Origin of the sequence: Butyrivibrio sp. (assembly GCF_015056685.1) — a bacterium.
In the GTDB taxonomy this organism is placed as follows: Bacteria; Bacillota; Clostridia; order Lachnospirales; family Lachnospiraceae; genus Butyrivibrio.
Map to the genome: position 1 here is coordinate 14911 of NZ_SVFW01000048.1, position 15675 is coordinate 30585.

The following is a 15675-nucleotide window of genomic DNA, read 5'->3' on the forward strand; positions in this document are numbered from 1 at the left end:
CGTCAGCACTTAGCTTACGTTTTTTGTAAGCTTAGTACTGCTACGTTTTTCACGGAATGAAAATGTCAGCTAAAACAGATATGTGCGCATCAAAACGTTTAGCTAACCTGCAGTTTCACAAGTTCTGCATAATATCCGCCAAGCTTGATAAGTTCCTCGTGAGTTCCGCGCTCCGTTATCTCTCCATGCTGCATGATCAGTATCTGGTCTGCATCCTTGGTAGTTGATATACGCTGCGCAATGATGATCTTTGTGCACTCAAAATCAAGATTTCTTAGGCTCTCCTGAATCTCTTTTTCCGTCTCAAGGTCAACGGCTGAAGTTGTATCATCGAGAATAAGGATGGATGGCCTTACAGCCAGCGCTCTTGCAAGAGATATTCTCTGCTTCTGTCCGCCGGAGAGGCCAACACCTCTTTCACCTACAATAGTTTCGTAGCCTTCAGGCATCTTGGCGATAAAGTCGGAAGCCGCAGAATATTTGGCAAAACGAACAACCTCCTCACGACTTATTTCGCTGTCACCATAGGCAATATTTCCATCGATCGTGTCAGAATAAAGAAGTACATCCTGGGTAGCAAGACCTATGTTCTTCCTGAGCTGATTTAGTTTTAATTTATTGACATTTACGCCATCAATAAGGATTTCTCCGCTTGAAGGCTCATAGAATCTAGGGATCAGATGGATAAGAGAAGTTTTTCCACATCCTGTCTCGCCCATGATCGCGATTGTCTGTCCTTTTTTAGCAGTAAAAGAAATATGCTCCAGGACCGGGAGATCATTGTCTGCATAGTGAAAAGAAACATCTTTAAATTCTATGTTTCCTTCAAATCTTCCAGGCTTATCAACAGCGTCTTTAGCGTCTACGATCTCTGCCTCTGAGTAGTAGATCTCCATAACCTTTGCAGATGCTGCCGAGAATCTCTGGAATTCATTCATAACGTTTCCAAGCTGCCTCATAGGGTTGGCTATGGCCCAGATAAGGCCTGAAAATGCCACGTATTCGCCCATTGTCATATCACCATGAATAAGGAAAAGACCTCCCACCAAAAGAAGTATTACCGCAAGAGCATTGGCAAGAGTTTCTACAAAAGGATAGAAACGAAGCCATATCATTGCTGTCTTTTTATTGGTATCTCTATAGTCAGTGTTGCACTCATCAAATTTTTCTATCTCATAGGCTTCCCTTGCAAAAGCCTTAACCACTCTGTTTCCGGCTATATTCTCCTGCGCCACTGTATTCATATATGCCAGTTTTTCACGAAGAAGCGCATGCATTGGCGCAACTAAGAGCTTAAATACATATATGATAAAGAAAATGAGCGGAGCCACGATCAAAAGGCTAAATGCCAGTCTCCAGTCCATGTAGATAAAGTAAATTGCAGTTGCTGTGACCAGAGAAAATGCTTCAACAACCATTCTGACTACCCACGCAACCATGTGCCTTACAGCATCAAGGTCTCCCGTAACTCTGGTCATCAGATCACCTGTACGATAGGTGTTGTAAAATTTCATGTCCTGTCTTTGGATCTTGTCATAGAGAAAATTCCTTACTTTAAAGAGAACCTGCTGCGATACAAACTCATATCCCATGCAGTCAAAATAGACTATGATGCACCTAAGTACAGTAAGGCTTATCATAAGAACAAGGAGCCTGATAAATTCATCCGGATGCCCCGTAAGATTTTCTTTTGCACCAGGGCCAGACAAAAATCTGTCCACAATTTGCGCAGAAAAAAATGGCACAGTCAGTTGCAACATATTGTAGACAACTGTGCCAATCACCGCCAGTACATATAAAGCTCTGTACCCTTCCATATTATCCCACAACCACTGAAGCCTCGTCCTGGGATACTTCCGCCTCGAGTTTCGCTTTTTCATAATAACCACCCCATGAAATAAATAGTAATAATAAAAATAGTTTCTGCTAATCTTGATTGTATTCCACCCATACACCTAATTCAATCTAAAATAATCTGATTTCTTATCATTTTTTGCTTTGTTTTTATTCTTTTATCGCTTTGTTAATCAAATTATAAGAATTATCGTTAAATAGTACATGATATAATTATAATCAGTAGATTTATGGAGGTTATTGCCTATGGATACGCGCTTTAGGAGACGTATAATTGCTTTTGCCTACATACTCATAATCCTATTGTTTATAGGACTTGGTTTTTGCTATTCAAACGAATCAAATAATTATTATAGAGAAAATTCTGTATCTCTTAATGACTATTGGAAAATTGATGATAAATACATCACTTTTCCATTTAGCAGCGACGAAACCTTTACGATCAACAACACCCTTCCCACAGTATATGGCGATCAGCTCCTTGTTATCAGATGCTACTATAAAGCGTTTTCAGTCTTCATTGATGGAACAGAAGTTTTAGAATCAAGAAACAACGTATTATTTGGTCATAGTACTGATGTTGGCAAAAAAGAGATCTGGATTCCGCTTGAATATGAATACACCGGAAAAAAAGTCGAAGTAAAGATTACTCCTCAAGAATCCCTTTATGGTGCAGAACTCACTGAAGCCTTTGTAACCACCAGATCCGCATACGTTATTGCCCAGTTAAGGAGCAACGTTCCCTCAGTTGTCCTGTTTATCCTTTTCACAGTTACCGGTTTTTTTGAGATGCTGGTATCAACTGTATTTATCCTAAAAAGAGCTAACCTTATCAGAAAGCTCTCATTTGAAGCCCTTTTCTATGCAGGAGCCTTTTCTGTAGTTGCAGGGCAGTGGATCATAAACGAGACAAGGATTCCTTTCATTGCGGTTGGATATATAACAGGCTTTTCAATCCTTACTATAGTCTCATTTTTGCTGATGCCTCTTTTGTTCTTTGAAATCGCAAGATGCATCTTCCTACGTGTAGAGCTGATCGATCATATAATTGATGGCGCTATTGCTATTGTTATCCTGATTGCCTGCACTTTAGCGTCATTCGACATCTTCGAGTGGGGATGGTTGGTCTACGTAGCGCATGTACTTGACATAGTTGTTATGGTCATGGTCGGCTACTACTCATATTCCAGTATAAAAGAAGAAAAGAAGCTTTCAAGCAGAACAGGAATAGCTGTAGCTAATGGAATATTCATAATTCTGGCAGGATACTCACTTATTAAATACATCGACAATGTAGGCTATAACTACATCTTTTTCATAATAATAGCTCTTATGCTCTACATTATGGTGCAGGTTGGCCTCATTTACAGAAGGATAGGTCTTAACGTAAAGGAAGAAAAAGAATTTGCACAGGCCAAAATAGATGCCTATACGGATCAGCTTACAGGCATTGGTAACAGAAGGCATTTTTACGCACTTGCTGATGACTATGAAAAGAACCGTCTTCCAAATGATCTAACTTATATAGCCATAGACGTTAACAGGCTTAAATACTACAATGACACCTTAGGTCATGACGCCGGGGATGAGCTGTTAAAAGGAACTGCAACATGCCTTAAACTTGCATTTTCTTCATCCTCTACCAGCACCATTTCAAGGCTTGGTGGCGATGAGTTCGCCATTTTGATAATTGCGAATAGGAATGAGCTCGAAAAAAGAATCAGCTACTTAAGGACGCAGCTCGAACACTGGCACGGAGAATACGTTAAGGGAATCAATGTCGCCCTTGGATATGCCACAGTCAGATAGAATCCTCACTGTAATATAGAGGAACTCGCTAAGATTGCTGACAACAACATGTACGAGGATAAAAAAGCCTTCTACGAAAAGACAGGCTATGACAGGCGAGGCCAGAACAACGTCCAGAACGATGTTTAAAGACATATTCAGATGAATGTTAGAAGTAATATAAAAAAGCATGTTGCTCGCAACATGCTCGCGCCGAGCGCGGTTGCATTTATGCAACATATACCTTACGCGCGAGTGCGCATCCATAGCGGAGCGTTTTTTTGTTTAATAGGAAATTCGGAAGAATTTCCTATTAAACAAAAAAACCCATCGGATAAACTCCGATGGGATTTAATATATACAGCTGCTGACGGGAATCGAACCCGTGACCTCCGCACTACCAATGCGACGCACTACCGACTGTGCTACAACAGCTTGGGCAATTTAGCCACGAATGATATTATAGCAAGTGATAACCCTTAAGTCAATCACTCATCAAGCATTAAATTATTGATCAAAAACTGATATACTTCCTGATTTTTTTCAAGCCAGTTTCTGCAGATGGCCTGAGCCATTTCCTCTGTTGGAACAGGAATCTGAATATCTATAAGAGTATGTCCGCTCTCTCTTGCAATAACACGGGCAGTATACTCATTTTCACCTGTTTTCTGATAATCTCCGATTATCGAGCCCTCGCTTCTAAGCTTCATGCTATTAGCTTTTAAATAATCATCAATCTGAGATTTTATAGAAGGATTGATCCTGTTTCCGAAAAACTTAAGGGCCTCTTCTCCCTCTTCAGTTATTTCAAGATAAGTTCTATTGGCAACAGTTTTTTCTTTGATAAGATCAGAGGAAGCCATCTCTGCAAAAACTTCCTGCAAAGTTAAGAATGTCGTATATTCTTTTTCCAGTATAAAATCATAAATCTGTGACTTGCTAAGAGGCACTTCGCACCTCTTTAACATATACAGAACAATCATCTTGTATAAAGTAAGATACCTTGAGCTCACGCTCATACCTCCAAATTAAATAAGTTCTTTTACTGCTTTTGAAACAACTTCCGCACATCTCGGGTCAAATGCAGGAGGAAGTATATTTTCTTCGTTAAGTTCGCTATCAGGAACAAGACCTGCCAAAGCTTTTGCAGCTGCGAGCTTCATCTCATCAGTGATGCGCTTTGCGCCACCCTCAAGAGCGCCCTTAAAGATTCCTGGGAAAACAAGCACATTGTTTACCTGGTTAGGGAAATCACTTCTTCCTGTACCTATAACCCTTACTCCTGCTTCTCTGGCAAGGTCAGGCATGATCTCAGGAACAGGATTTGCCATAGCAAACATTATAGCTCCATCATTCATTTCCTGCGCCATTTCTTTGGTCACAATTCCAGGTGCAGATACACCAACGAATATATCAGCTCCCTTTAAAGCATCAGCAAGTGTTCCTGTCTTCTGCTCAGGATTGGTAACATCCATCATCTTTTCCTGCATCCAGTTAAGATCTGCAGATGCCTTGGAAAGAATTCCTGACTTATCACACATTGTAACATTTTTAAATCCATAGGTAAGCAAAAGTTTTGTTATAGCAATTCCTGCGCTTCCTGCGCCGTTAACTACTACTTTGCAGTCTTCTTTCTTTTTGCCTACTACTTTCAGGGCATTTATAATACCTGCAAGAACGACAATTGCTGTTCCATGCTGGTCATCATGAAAAACAGGGATATCCAGCTTTTCTTTTAATCTCTCCTCTATTTCAAAGCATCTTGGTGCTGAAATATCTTCAAGATTTATTCCGCCAAAACCAGGTGCAAGATATGTAACTGCCTTAATGATTTCTTCTGTATTCTGAGTATCAAGGCAGATAGGAACAGCATTAACTCCGCCAAACTCTTTAAAAAGCACTGCCTTGCCTTCCATAACAGGCATTGCTGCATGAGGTCCAATATTACCAAGTCCCAAAACTGCGCTACCATCAGATACAACAGCAATTGTGTTTGACTTGATCGTGTATTTGTAAGCAAGGCTCTTGTCCTTGGCAATCAGCTTGCAAGGCTCTGCCACACCTGGTGTATAACATACAGCCAGATCTTCTTTTGAATTAACCTTGGCTTTGGAAACTATCTCAAGTTTTCCCTGCCATTTTTCATGCATCTCAAGTGCTTTTTCAGCGTTTGTCATAATAATGCTCCTCCTAAAACTTCTTTCCTATTATATCGTAAGCAAATGCGCATACTTCATCTCTTTTATCCGGGTCATCGATATATTTGAAAACAAAGTATAAATGTTTTGGTGAACCACTTGAAGTTTCAAGTCCAAGAGCAAGTCCAAGCGCCGCAATCTCTTCAGGGGCATCGACCTGCCTTGACAACATAAGAGCATCTATATAGCCATTTTGAACCATCTTGGTGTAGGCATAAGCAAAAGCAGCCGCCTGAAGGTTCTCGCCCTGTGTAGATGAATAACCGATCTCACTAAGGATAATAGATCTGACATCACCATTAGGGTTAAGCATGTTTGTCTTTTGCATGTAGTTAGTCAAAACCTCAATATTCTCCATAGTAATACAAGGTGTTGACTCTGTATGATTAACATATTTGGAAGTCTTCCAAAATGCGGTGTTGTCATTAGGGAATGAGTACGGATGAGCCGCAAGTCCCCAGTTGACATTGCCATAATCATTCATGGAAGAAGCAAAAATATCAAGTACATCCTTAGCGTCATAATCGCCGGTGCTCTCAGTATTATAGGTCCATCTCTGATCCAATGGGATATACACAAGGGCGCCTGCATTCTGACTCTTTATGGCGTTGTAAAAAACTCTGAAAGCTCTTGTAAATGCCGTAGTATAAGTGTTCACATCTGTGTAAGACATGTAGTTATACTCTCTTCTGGCATTGACCTCATTAGCGATAATCCACATGCTGACATTGCCATGGCCGGAACCTGAGTATCTGCCTGCAAGGAAGCTTCCAATAGCAGCAAGCGCCTTTACACCGCTCTCATCGGCAGCATTGAACATATAGTATGGAGCCGTTGAGCCACTTCGCGCACTTGGATGCGTGATCTCAGGATAAGCTGAAGTGCTGGCGTCATTCAAGATGATGGCCGCTATATCTATGCCCATAGAATTGAGTTTTTTGAACAATGTATCGTAGTCATTGATGATGCGGGCATTGAAGTGATATGTCACGCCGCCATATGAATAAGCAATTCCTCCTGATGTAGTAAGGATATGTGAAAGAGGAATATTATAGGCGCAATAATTAACTCCAAGGTCAGAAAGCTCATCAAGACGAAGGGGATATGGCAAAATACCCTTTATAGAATCATGGTCCATGCTGTCATAATAGTATCCTGCACATTTCTCAGGATTTGTAATGTACTTGGCATGTGCCACCTGAACATACTGATCTTCCATCTTCACAGCAACTGCAAATTTGGAAAAGAGTCTTGTGTTAGAGAGACCTTTGTTAAGCTTTATGGTAAAAGAAGCGTCATCTCCCTTATAGATTTTGGAAAGAGGCTCTGCATCTGCAGCAATGCCATCCTCATAGGTCGCCATCTCAAAAAGGTAATAGTACTTATCATCACTGGCAGGAATACCCTCAGAAGTAATGTTTACTTCAACATTGGATGTTCCGACAATCTGGCACTCAAGGTCGCCAAATTCTGCAGCATCTTCAGCTGTAACTTCTACAGTCTCAGGTCTTTCAGAAAGGGCCTTTGACACTCTTTTTCCACCATTTACGATCGTGTCAACAACACTTTCCTGAACATACACGATCTCGCTGATGGATGTCTGTTCTATAGAAGCCTGATAAGGCGCTTCATCCTGCCCTTCATCAGACACTCTTCCAGTGCTGATAAAAAGCCACATAGTCATGGCTACAATGAATAAAACCGCAACAACTACGCCTATTCCTGTAAGAATTATTAACTTTCTATTGTGACGGGCTTTTCTCCCTGTGCGAAGCCTGCGTTTCTTTTTATCCATGTAACCCCTTAGTTATCTTTATCTTCTCTGTTTTTGAGCTTTCTCATGTGATCTTTTATCTTGAGCTCATAGCCGTTTCCTGAAGGGCTATAGAACTCCTTGCCATTAAGCTCATATGGCAAATACTGTTGTTTAACATAGTGATCAGGATAATCGTGGGCATATTTGTAACCAATACCGTGGCCCAGCTTGGATGCTGATTTATAATGTGCATCCTGAAGATGTGGTGGTATCGGAAGATTACCTGTTTCTGTAACTGTACTCATTGCACTGTCTATTGCAACGATAGCTGAATTGCTCTTGGGCGCTGTAGCTATATAACTTGCAGCCTGTGCAAGTGTAATCCTTGCCTCCGGCATTCCAAGCCTCTCTACAGCAAGAGATGCCGCAACTGCCACCTGAAGTGCCTGCGGGTCTGCATTACCAACATCCTCAGAAGCACAGACCATCATACGTCTTACTATAAACTTAGGATCCTCTCCTGCATTCAACATTCGGGCAAGGTAGTAAACCGCCGCATCAGGATCTGAACCTCTCATGCTCTTGATAAAAGCGGAGATCGTATCATAGTGGTTGTCGCCATCCTTGTCATATCTGGCAACCTTTTTCTGGATGCACTCCTCAGCAACCTCTTTAGTGATATGAATAAGTCCATCATCACTTCTCTCAGTCGTAAGGATTCCAAGTTCAAGAGCATTCAGAGCATGCCTTGCATCTCCATCAGCAAGATCTGCCAAAAAGTCAGCTGCATCGGGCTCCAAAACTGCCTTGTAGGAACCCATCCCACGCTCTTTGTCAGTAACAGCCCTACTCAGCAGCTCTTTTATATCATCTGGTCCAAGCGGCTTAAGCTCAAAGATAACAGACCTTGATATAAGAGCTCCGTTCACTTCAAAATAAGGGTTCTCAGTTGTAGCCCCAATTAGTATTACTGTCCCATCCTCAACAAATGGTAAAAGATAATCCTGCTGGCCCTTATTAAATCTATGAATCTCATCTATAAAAAGAATTGTCTTTTTGCCATACATACCAAGATTGTCCTTGGCCTTTTGTACGACTTCCTCCATATCCTTCTTACCGGCTATGGTGGCATTTATCTGAGTAAATTCAGCCTTTGTGGTACCTGCTATGACCTTGGCAAGAGTAGTCTTTCCTGTTCCGGGCGGGCCATACAAAATGATAGAACTTAACTTATCTGCCAAAATCGCACGATAAAGAAGCTTGTCTTTTGCGATGATGTGCTGCTGACCCACTACTTCATCAAGGGTCCTCGGGCGCATCCTGGCGGCAAGCGGCGATTCCTTCTCATAGTTATTTTCTCTCATATATTCAAACAGATCCATAAATGCTTCGTTACTTTTCTTTATAATTGTAGACAGACTATATTATTCTACAATTTTTGCCCATAAAAATAAAGAGGATATATACACAAATTGCACAATCTTTTACAAGGTTTTCCACCTGTAGACGTAAAAGATTGTGCACTATAGATCAAGCGTGTTTAACTATATTGCGGACCCATACTCCGCTTCTTACCAAAAGAAATCCGATCGTACATTTCAACAGCTCAAGAGCTGAAACCATCATAAATATGGTAAGTACCGGAAGATTTGTAAAACGTGAAAGGATATAGGCTGCCGGTACGCTTATAAGCCATGCAAAACAGCTGTCAAAGACAAATGTAACTGCTGTCTTTCCACCTGAACGAAGTGTGAAATAAGACACATTCGCATAGGAATTTATAGGCATGCAGATTGCAACAACCCAAATAAATCTAGTGGCGAGCTGTCTTATCTCTGGCTCAGTATTGTAGATCTGAGGGATGACAGGCGCTGCGATTGCAAGGAGCGAACCCATCACAAAAGTGGAAGCCACGCTAAGTGATGCCATTCTCCAGGCAGTCCTGCGGGCAGATACAAGCTTATCTGCGCCAAGCTCCTGACCTACTATGATTCCTGTAGAATTACCGATTGATAAAAAGACCTCATTAAAAATCTGAGATACCGTTCCGCTTATATTCATCGCAGCGATTACAGCTATTCCCCTTACTGAATACGCCTGCAACAGTGCTGCCTGAGCAAGGCTCCATAAAAACTCATTGCAAAGAAGAGGAAGAGATTTTACAAGTATCGTTTTTACCAGATAAAACGGTACATAAAGGCTTCTGAAAACTCCCTTAAAGAATGGATACTTGGAGTTTTTCCTGTGTGCGCCTGCCATTACTATAAAGAGCTCTGTAAATCTTGAAATAACAGTTGCAGTAGCCGCACCCATAACTCCCATTTTAGGAAGACCAAAAAGTCCAAAAATAAGAAGTGCGTTGAACACGAAGTTCACAAGCATAGCTGTCATACCTGCGATCATTGGAAGAGTGGTCTTTCCTGATTCTCGCATGGCACTTGCATAGACCTGTGTAAGGCTAAAGGGGATAAGTCCCACAAGCATTATATCAAGGTACGATGTGGCATAAGCCAAAGTGGCAGCCCTGTCTGCGTCTGCAGTGCCGGAAGCAATGTAAAGGGATATCAGATTTTCTTTTGCCAGAAAAAGGAACGTTACTGCTATAGCGCAGATAACGACTGCATCCATCAGCTTAAATCTAATGGAATATCTGACGCCATCCATATCTCCTTTTCCAAAGAACTGTGTACTGAAAATTCCGGCACCGGCAAGGGATCCCCATATACACAAATAGAAAATAAACAGTAGCTGATTTACAATAGCTACTGCTGACATCGGAAGTGTTCCGACCTGTCCGACCATTACGTTATCCAAAAGTCCCACGACATTGGACAGCGTATTCTGTATGATCATCGGGGCAACTATCATAGCTGCCCTGCGATAAAATGCCCTGTCTCCGACAAGGCATTCACGCAAAGTAAATTTATATTTTATTGCTTCTTCTCTGTTACTTGTTTCGTAGGTAGTCATAAGTATTTCCTTATTAACTGAAGTGGCTGCCTACTTTAAATGCAGCTTTACTCCAGATTTTCCTTTATTTTGTTGATCATTTCTTCATATTCTGCATCTGTAAGGAACTTTTTGCCAGGGTTCATTTCAAAAACTCCTCCCCACTCAAATTCGTCCTTGTACTTTGGAACAAGATGCATGTGAAGATGGCAGCCTGTATCACCATATGCGCCATAGTTTACCTTATCAGGGTTAAAGGCTTTATGTATAGCCTTGGATGCTCTGTTTACATCTCTGAAAAATGCATCTCTTTCTGCATCTGAGATATCAACTATCTCGCTGACATGATCCTTGTAAGCCACGATGCATCTTCCCGGATGGCTCTGCTCTTTAAAAAGAATAAGCTGGCTGACCTCAAGATCACAGATCTTTATACCAAATTTTGCAAGTGGCTCTCCGCCAACACAATATCCACAATTATTATCTTTTACCATCTTTTTATCCTCCAAAATCGTTTTTTCTGACAAGTTGTCTGTGAATAACTCCGGCATCGCATCTGCAATACACATTCTTACAACTGCATCTTTTTACCATTGAGAACTGCCTCAATGAGATTGTCTTCTCTATCATATACCATTTTCAGTGAAAAGAAATCATGACTTTTTTCCATGAGTCTGAAAAATATTTTGTCCCCTTCCCAGAGGTTTAAGTCATACACCTTTTCTTTTTCAACCCAGGTAAGTACTCCTTCATCACAGTCCTTTGGCTCACCGTCAGGTGCTTTGGCAGTAAATAAAGACATGAGCTCATAGTCACCTTTTTGTGAAATGAATGTGATTATTGCACGATATTCCAAACTTTCAAGCGGAACATCATATCCTGTCTCCTCAAGAATTTCTCTTTTTATGCATTCTTCAGGGCTCTCATCATCCTCAAAGTGCCCGCCAACGCCGATCCACTTGTCTTTACTGATATCATTCTTTTTTGATACTCTGTGAAGCATTAAGTATTTGTCGTCTCTTTCAAGATAACAAAGAGTCGTTAAGCCTTCTCTTCTTGCCATTTCATAACCTCACTTTTTTATTCTACACAATCAATGGATTATTACCAATTCTATCTTGAAATCGCTTGTTTCTCGTAATTAACTATAATTATCCCGGTCGAAACAAGTAACAGTGCCACAATACTTGCTACCGACAACGCCTCCTGACCTTCTCCAAGGAAAAGAGCTGATAATAAAACTCCCATTATAGGATTAACAAAACCAAGAACAGAAACCTTGCTGACCGGATTGTATTTAAGAAGAACTCCCCAAAGTGTGTATGCCCCTGCGGAAATAAAGCCCATGTAGATCAGGTTAAGATAACAGCCTGTACTGTAGAAATTAAGGCTTCCTCCAAGGGCCAGTCCAATGATAAACAGAACTGCACCTCCTAAAAAGAACTGATAACCACTGAGGATAACAGGATTTTCATGCTTTGAAAAGATCTTGATACTGCAGCCTGATATAGCATAGAAAAAAGCTGCTGCAAGCATCGCGCCCTCACCTTTTAAAGTCATCGGCGCTCCGCTCACCAAAGCTCCTGCGCCGCCAAAGAACATAATGATTCCAAGAAAACCTGTTGCGCAGCCGATGAGTTTTTTTGCTGAAACCTTCTCAAGCTTAAATAGAAAAATAGCAAATAGCGGAGCCAGGAAGTTTCCTGATGCATTTATGATAGAGCCTCTCACGCCTGATGTATTTGCCAGTGACATAAAAAAGAAATAGTACTGACCGATAGTCTGAAAAAGTGAGAGTATCACAATGTATTTCCATGAATCTTTCTGCGGTATCAAAGGCTTTTTAGCCAGTATTGAGCCAAAAAATATGGTCATAACACCCGCAAGCATAAACCTTGCGCCTGCAAGTACAAGCCTTGATGGCGTATCGCTCGCATCTATTTTGAATAATTCATAAGCAATCTTGATGGCAGGTGATGCGCTTCCCCACAACACACAGCAGAAAATAGCAACCAGCACAACAACCGGCGCAAGTGTCCAAAATGTATTTTTGTTTTCTGTCATTTTTCAATTTCCTCCATATAGCGTACGAAGTTCATTATACAAGAAAATGACAAAAAATAACTATAGCATAATCTTAGCATTAACAAATATCAATTCTAATTATTCACCCTTTTGCATATAGCTCGTCGCTATCAAGAAGTATTGTCACAGGTCCGTCATTTATTGACTCAACCTTCATATCAGCGCCAAAGACGCCTGTCTTAACTTCAAAGCCTCTGTTCCTGCACTCTTCCACTACAAGCTCATAAAGCGGATTTGATATTTCAGGTCTTGCGGCATCTGTAAAGCCCGGACGCCTTGACTTGCAATCCGCATAAAGAGTGAACTGACTGACAATTAATATCTGAGCGCCTGCATCTTTTGGATTAACATTCATCTTGCCATTCTCATCCTCAAATACTCTGAGGCCGCAGATCTTATCTGCAATTTTTACCGCAATTTCTTTTGTATCATTCGTATGGACTCCCAAAAGAACCAAGAATCCTTTTCCGATTTCTGAATATTTCTCTCCATCTATTGTCACTGACGCCGAGAGAACCCTTGTAACAACTGCTCTCATTATGCTTCTCCTCTTTCCGATACAATTTTTAGTTTATAAGGTGTCACTTCACACAGATAAAAAACAATCTCAACTCCTGCTTTTTTAGCCTCATAAAACGCCTTTGCAAATTCAGGGTCAGTCTCCTCATTTGGTCTGACTTCACTGATTCCCTCTCCCTGAATAACAAAAGCCACTCTGGTTTTTATTCCTTTTTCCAAGGCCGTAGTCAGCTCTTTTAAATGCTTGGTTCCGCGCTCCGTCGGTGCATCAGGAAAATACCCTATTCCATCCTTAAAAAGCGTGCAGCCTTTAACTTCCATAAGGTAGGGCTGTACTGATTTATTAGGAATTTCTTTTTCCATATAAAAATCAATTCTGGAATTACCATATTTATATTCAGGCTGGACCTTGCTGTACTTACCTGTGCTTTCAAGCCATTCTTTAACAACTTTGTTTGGAGCCTGGGAATCAATGTTTATTATTCTCCCGTCTTTTTCAACTGCAACAAGATCATACGGCGTCTTTCTCTCAGGATTGCCAGCCTTTTCAAGATATACCGTGCATCCTGGGATCAATAGTTCTTTGCATCTGCCAGTGTTCTTTACATGCACCTTGATTTCATCGCCATCTACGCTCACTATGGCAATGAATCTGTTTGGTCTTGATATGAATTTTGCTTCTACAATGTTTTCGTAAATCATAAGCTGATTTTACCATTACTTTGTAGCTAATGGCCAGTAATTAAGAAATTTAGCGATTCAAGCTGCATTCCCACTATGATAAAATAATATTGAAGCAAAAAACAACACGATTCATGGTCCAAAAAAATCCGCTCATATGAAAATAGATATTCAAAAAATCGATTCTGGAGAGGAAAGCGTTACCATCAGGTATAAGACGCTTTCTCCGGATTTAAAAAGAATAATCGGAATTCTGGAAAAATCGGAAAACAAGCTTTGGGGCAAGGCCGATACAGAGACTGTAAACATCAGCATTTCAAGTATCCTCTACTTGGAATCCGTTGATGATAAGCTCTTTGCTTACACAGGAAATAAGGTCGTTCGTTTGGACGGAACTCTCAACTCTTTTATCACGGAAATCAGCGATGAAGCCTTTTTCAGATGCAGCAAATCCATGGTCATTAATGTCAACAAGGTAAAATCCTTAAAGAGCCTGTCTTCAAACAGGATTGACGCGACCATGGAAAGTGGTGAACATATAATCATTTCAAGAAGATATGCATCAGATTTCAGGCGTCTTTTGAAAGGAGGCAGGTAGATGAAGAACAAGAAAAAAGTAACCCTTTGGGAATTGTACCTTACAAAAGAAATAGGGATTGAGTTTAAAGCATGCCTTTACTTCTTTGCATTTCTTTTCTATTACTGCGTATTCAGATTGATAAACGGCGTCTATGATGCCAGCATTCTGCATATGACAGAGCTGATCCTTGCCTGCTATATCATTGGTTATATTCAGGTGTACCTATTGTGGAACTTCGATGAAGCAGATTCCCTTAGGGTAAAAGAAATAGCAGGAATGGTCATTTGTACAATCGTCTACAGTCTTCTATCATGGCTTTTTAACTGGTTTAACAAAAATCTGCTTGTCACTTTAATATTTGCAGCTTACATTCTTCTTGTCTATGTCTGCGTATATTTGATTTACAAGTATAAACGAATAATTGATGATAAAAAACTCAACGAAGATTTGAAACTCTTTCAGACCGAACACAAAAAAGAGGATTAGTAAGTGAAGGTTAGCGGTAAAAATGTGCACCTTACGGGAACAGTTATTGTTCCCGTTTTTTATTTTTGTTATGAATAAACTACAAAGAGGAGGTGCATTATGAAAGAAAACGTGATCGAGATAAGTCATTTAACCAAAAGCTATGGCAAAAGCAGAGGCGTTATTGATGTTTCTTTTAACGTAAAAGAAGGTGATATTTTTGGTTTTCTTGGTCCTAATGGCGCAGGTAAGTCTACTACTATCCGCTCCATGCTGGGCTTTTTGAAGATAAACTCAGGCAATATAAAAATACTTGGGATGGACAGCGTAAAAAATCATGAGGAGATTTTAAAGAATGTTGGCTATATGCCCTCAGAAGCCTGGTTCTATGATTCCATGAAGGTAGCCGATGTCATAAAATACGCTGCTGATGTACGCGGACTAGATTGCAGTAAAGAAGCTGCCAAGCTCTGTGAAAGATTGAAAGTCGACACCCATAAAAAGATCAAACAACTCTCCCTTGGAAACAGAAAGAAAGTCAGCATAGTCTGTGCCATGCAGCATAGACCTCGCCTTTTTATATTTGATGAGCCCACCGGCGGCCTTGACCCTCTTATGCAAAAGAAATTCTTTGAACTTATAAATGAATATGTCGCCCAGGGAGCCACATGTCTTTTGTCTACCCATGTGTTATCAGAAGTTGATAAGTATTGCAAAAATGCCGCAATCATGAGGGAAGGCAGGCTCACGATGCTGGACACTCCGCATATAGATGATGAAACGTTCCTTAGTTTCTATGA

General features: G+C 40.7%; 15 protein-coding genes and 1 tRNA gene. 4 read left to right on the top strand and 12 right to left on the bottom strand.

Annotated elements, in window-relative coordinates; translation table 11 throughout:
- Window positions 1-98: 98 nt before the first annotated feature.
- Complete coding sequence (locus E7303_RS14715) at window positions 99-1880, bottom strand: ABC transporter ATP-binding protein (RefSeq protein ID WP_292146158.1); 1782 nt, start codon at window positions 1878-1880, stop codon at window positions 99-101.
- Between the two features lie 220 nt (window positions 1881-2100).
- Here E7303_RS14715 and E7303_RS14720 point away from each other — a divergent pair, with 220 nt between their 5' ends.
- Window positions 2101-3663: a sensor domain-containing diguanylate cyclase gene (locus tag E7303_RS14720; RefSeq protein WP_292146159.1), complete on the top strand. Its 1563-nt coding sequence runs from the start codon at window positions 2101-2103 to the stop codon at window positions 3661-3663.
- A gap of 341 nt (window positions 3664-4004) precedes the next feature.
- Here E7303_RS14720 and E7303_RS14725 read toward each other — a convergent pair.
- The 11 genes from E7303_RS14725 to sfsA all read right to left on the bottom strand — a co-directional run bounded on the left by E7303_RS14725 (window position 4005) and on the right by sfsA (window position 13851).
- Window positions 4005-4077 (bottom strand) — tRNA-Thr (locus E7303_RS14725).
- Window positions 4078-4130: 53 nt separating this feature from the next.
- On the bottom strand, window positions 4131-4655 hold the full coding sequence (locus E7303_RS14730; RefSeq protein WP_292146160.1) for a DUF4364 family protein: 525 nt from the start codon (window positions 4653-4655) through the stop codon (window positions 4131-4133).
- Window positions 4656-4670: 15 nt separating this feature from the next.
- Entirely contained in the window at window positions 4671-5819 is a 1149-nt protein-coding gene (locus E7303_RS14735; RefSeq protein ID WP_292146161.1) for an NAD(P)-dependent malic enzyme, read from the bottom strand.
- Window positions 5820-5832: 13 nt separating this feature from the next.
- Window positions 5833-7635, bottom strand: coding sequence for a DUF5722 domain-containing protein (locus tag E7303_RS14740; RefSeq protein ID WP_292146162.1), 1803 nt, complete (start codon window positions 7633-7635; stop codon window positions 5833-5835).
- 8 nt (window positions 7636-7643) lie between these two features.
- Entirely contained in the window at window positions 7644-8978 is a 1335-nt protein-coding gene (locus E7303_RS14745; RefSeq protein WP_103868497.1) for a replication-associated recombination protein A, read from the bottom strand.
- Between the two features lie 148 nt (window positions 8979-9126).
- Window positions 9127-10566, bottom strand: coding sequence for an MATE family efflux transporter (locus tag E7303_RS14750; protein WP_292146163.1), 1440 nt, complete (start codon window positions 10564-10566; stop codon window positions 9127-9129).
- Between the two features lie 47 nt (window positions 10567-10613).
- Window positions 10614-11039: an HIT family protein gene (locus E7303_RS14755; RefSeq protein WP_103868499.1), complete on the bottom strand. Its 426-nt coding sequence runs from the start codon at window positions 11037-11039 to the stop codon at window positions 10614-10616.
- Between the two features lie 77 nt (window positions 11040-11116).
- Window positions 11117-11608: an NUDIX hydrolase gene (locus E7303_RS14760; RefSeq protein WP_292146164.1), complete on the bottom strand. Its 492-nt coding sequence runs from the start codon at window positions 11606-11608 to the stop codon at window positions 11117-11119.
- A 50-nt stretch (window positions 11609-11658) separates the two neighbouring features.
- Window positions 11659-12609 carry a DMT family transporter gene (locus E7303_RS14765; RefSeq protein ID WP_292146165.1) on the bottom strand — a complete coding sequence of 317 codons (951 nt, stop codon included), beginning with the start codon at window positions 12607-12609 and terminating at the stop codon, window positions 11659-11661.
- Between the two features lie 103 nt (window positions 12610-12712).
- Window positions 12713-13168 carry a D-aminoacyl-tRNA deacylase gene (dtd, locus tag E7303_RS14770; RefSeq protein WP_292146167.1) on the bottom strand — a complete coding sequence of 152 codons (456 nt, stop codon included), beginning with the start codon at window positions 13166-13168 and terminating at the stop codon, window positions 12713-12715.
- Window positions 13168-13851, bottom strand: coding sequence for a DNA/RNA nuclease SfsA (gene sfsA / locus E7303_RS14775; RefSeq protein WP_292146168.1), 684 nt, complete (start codon window positions 13849-13851; stop codon window positions 13168-13170). Before sfsA ends, dtd begins: the two co-directional genes overlap by 1 nt.
- 136 nt (window positions 13852-13987) lie before the next feature.
- Here sfsA and E7303_RS14780 point away from each other — a divergent pair, with 136 nt between their 5' ends.
- The 3 genes from E7303_RS14780 to E7303_RS14790 all read left to right on the top strand — a co-directional run.
- A complete protein-coding gene (locus E7303_RS14780) occupies window positions 13988-14428 on the top strand; it encodes a LytTR family DNA-binding domain-containing protein (protein ID WP_292146169.1) in 441 nt (146 codons plus the stop codon).
- Entirely contained in the window at window positions 14429-14896 is a 468-nt protein-coding gene (locus tag E7303_RS14785; protein ID WP_292146170.1) for a DUF3021 family protein, read from the top strand.
- A 99-nt stretch (window positions 14897-14995) separates the two neighbouring features.
- Window positions 14996-15675, top strand: a 680-nt coding sequence (locus tag E7303_RS14790; RefSeq protein ID WP_292146171.1) for an ABC transporter ATP-binding protein, incomplete at its 3' end; no start/stop codon positions are given.

What these genes read in the sequence shown, in the direction of transcription:
- dtd (WP_292146167.1), bottom strand. Translation starts at nt 13,168, where the DNA reads ATGAGAGCAGTTGTTACAAGGGTTCTCTCGGCGTCAGTGACAATAGAT.
- E7303_RS14745 (WP_103868497.1), bottom strand. Translation starts at nt 8,978, where the DNA reads ATGGATCTGTTTGAATATATGAGAGAAAATAACTATGAGAAGGAATCG.
- E7303_RS14760 (WP_292146164.1), bottom strand. Translation starts at nt 11,608, where the DNA reads ATGGCAAGAAGAGAAGGCTTAACGACTCTTTGTTATCTTGAAAGAGAC.
- E7303_RS14755 (WP_103868499.1), bottom strand. Translation starts at nt 11,039, where the DNA reads ATGGTAAAAGATAATAATTGTGGATATTGTGTTGGCGGAGAGCCACTT.
- E7303_RS14720 (WP_292146159.1), top strand. Translation starts at nt 2,101, where the DNA reads ATGGATACGCGCTTTAGGAGACGTATAATTGCTTTTGCCTACATACTC.
- E7303_RS14785 (WP_292146170.1), top strand. Translation starts at nt 14,429, where the DNA reads ATGAAGAACAAGAAAAAAGTAACCCTTTGGGAATTGTACCTTACAAAA.
- sfsA (WP_292146168.1), bottom strand. Translation starts at nt 13,851, where the DNA reads ATGATTTACGAAAACATTGTAGAAGCAAAATTCATATCAAGACCAAAC.
- E7303_RS14715 (WP_292146158.1), bottom strand. Translation starts at nt 1,880, where the DNA reads ATGAAAAAGCGAAACTCGAGGCGGAAGTATCCCAGGACGAGGCTTCAG.
- E7303_RS14735 (WP_292146161.1), bottom strand. Translation starts at nt 5,819, where the DNA reads ATGACAAACGCTGAAAAAGCACTTGAGATGCATGAAAAATGGCAGGGA.
- E7303_RS14740 (WP_292146162.1), bottom strand. Translation starts at nt 7,635, where the DNA reads ATGGATAAAAAGAAACGCAGGCTTCGCACAGGGAGAAAAGCCCGTCAC.
- E7303_RS14765 (WP_292146165.1), bottom strand. Translation starts at nt 12,609, where the DNA reads ATGACAGAAAACAAAAATACATTTTGGACACTTGCGCCGGTTGTTGTG.
- E7303_RS14780 (WP_292146169.1), top strand. Translation starts at nt 13,988, where the DNA reads ATGAAAATAGATATTCAAAAAATCGATTCTGGAGAGGAAAGCGTTACC.
- E7303_RS14750 (WP_292146163.1), bottom strand. Translation starts at nt 10,566, where the DNA reads ATGACTACCTACGAAACAAGTAACAGAGAAGAAGCAATAAAATATAAA.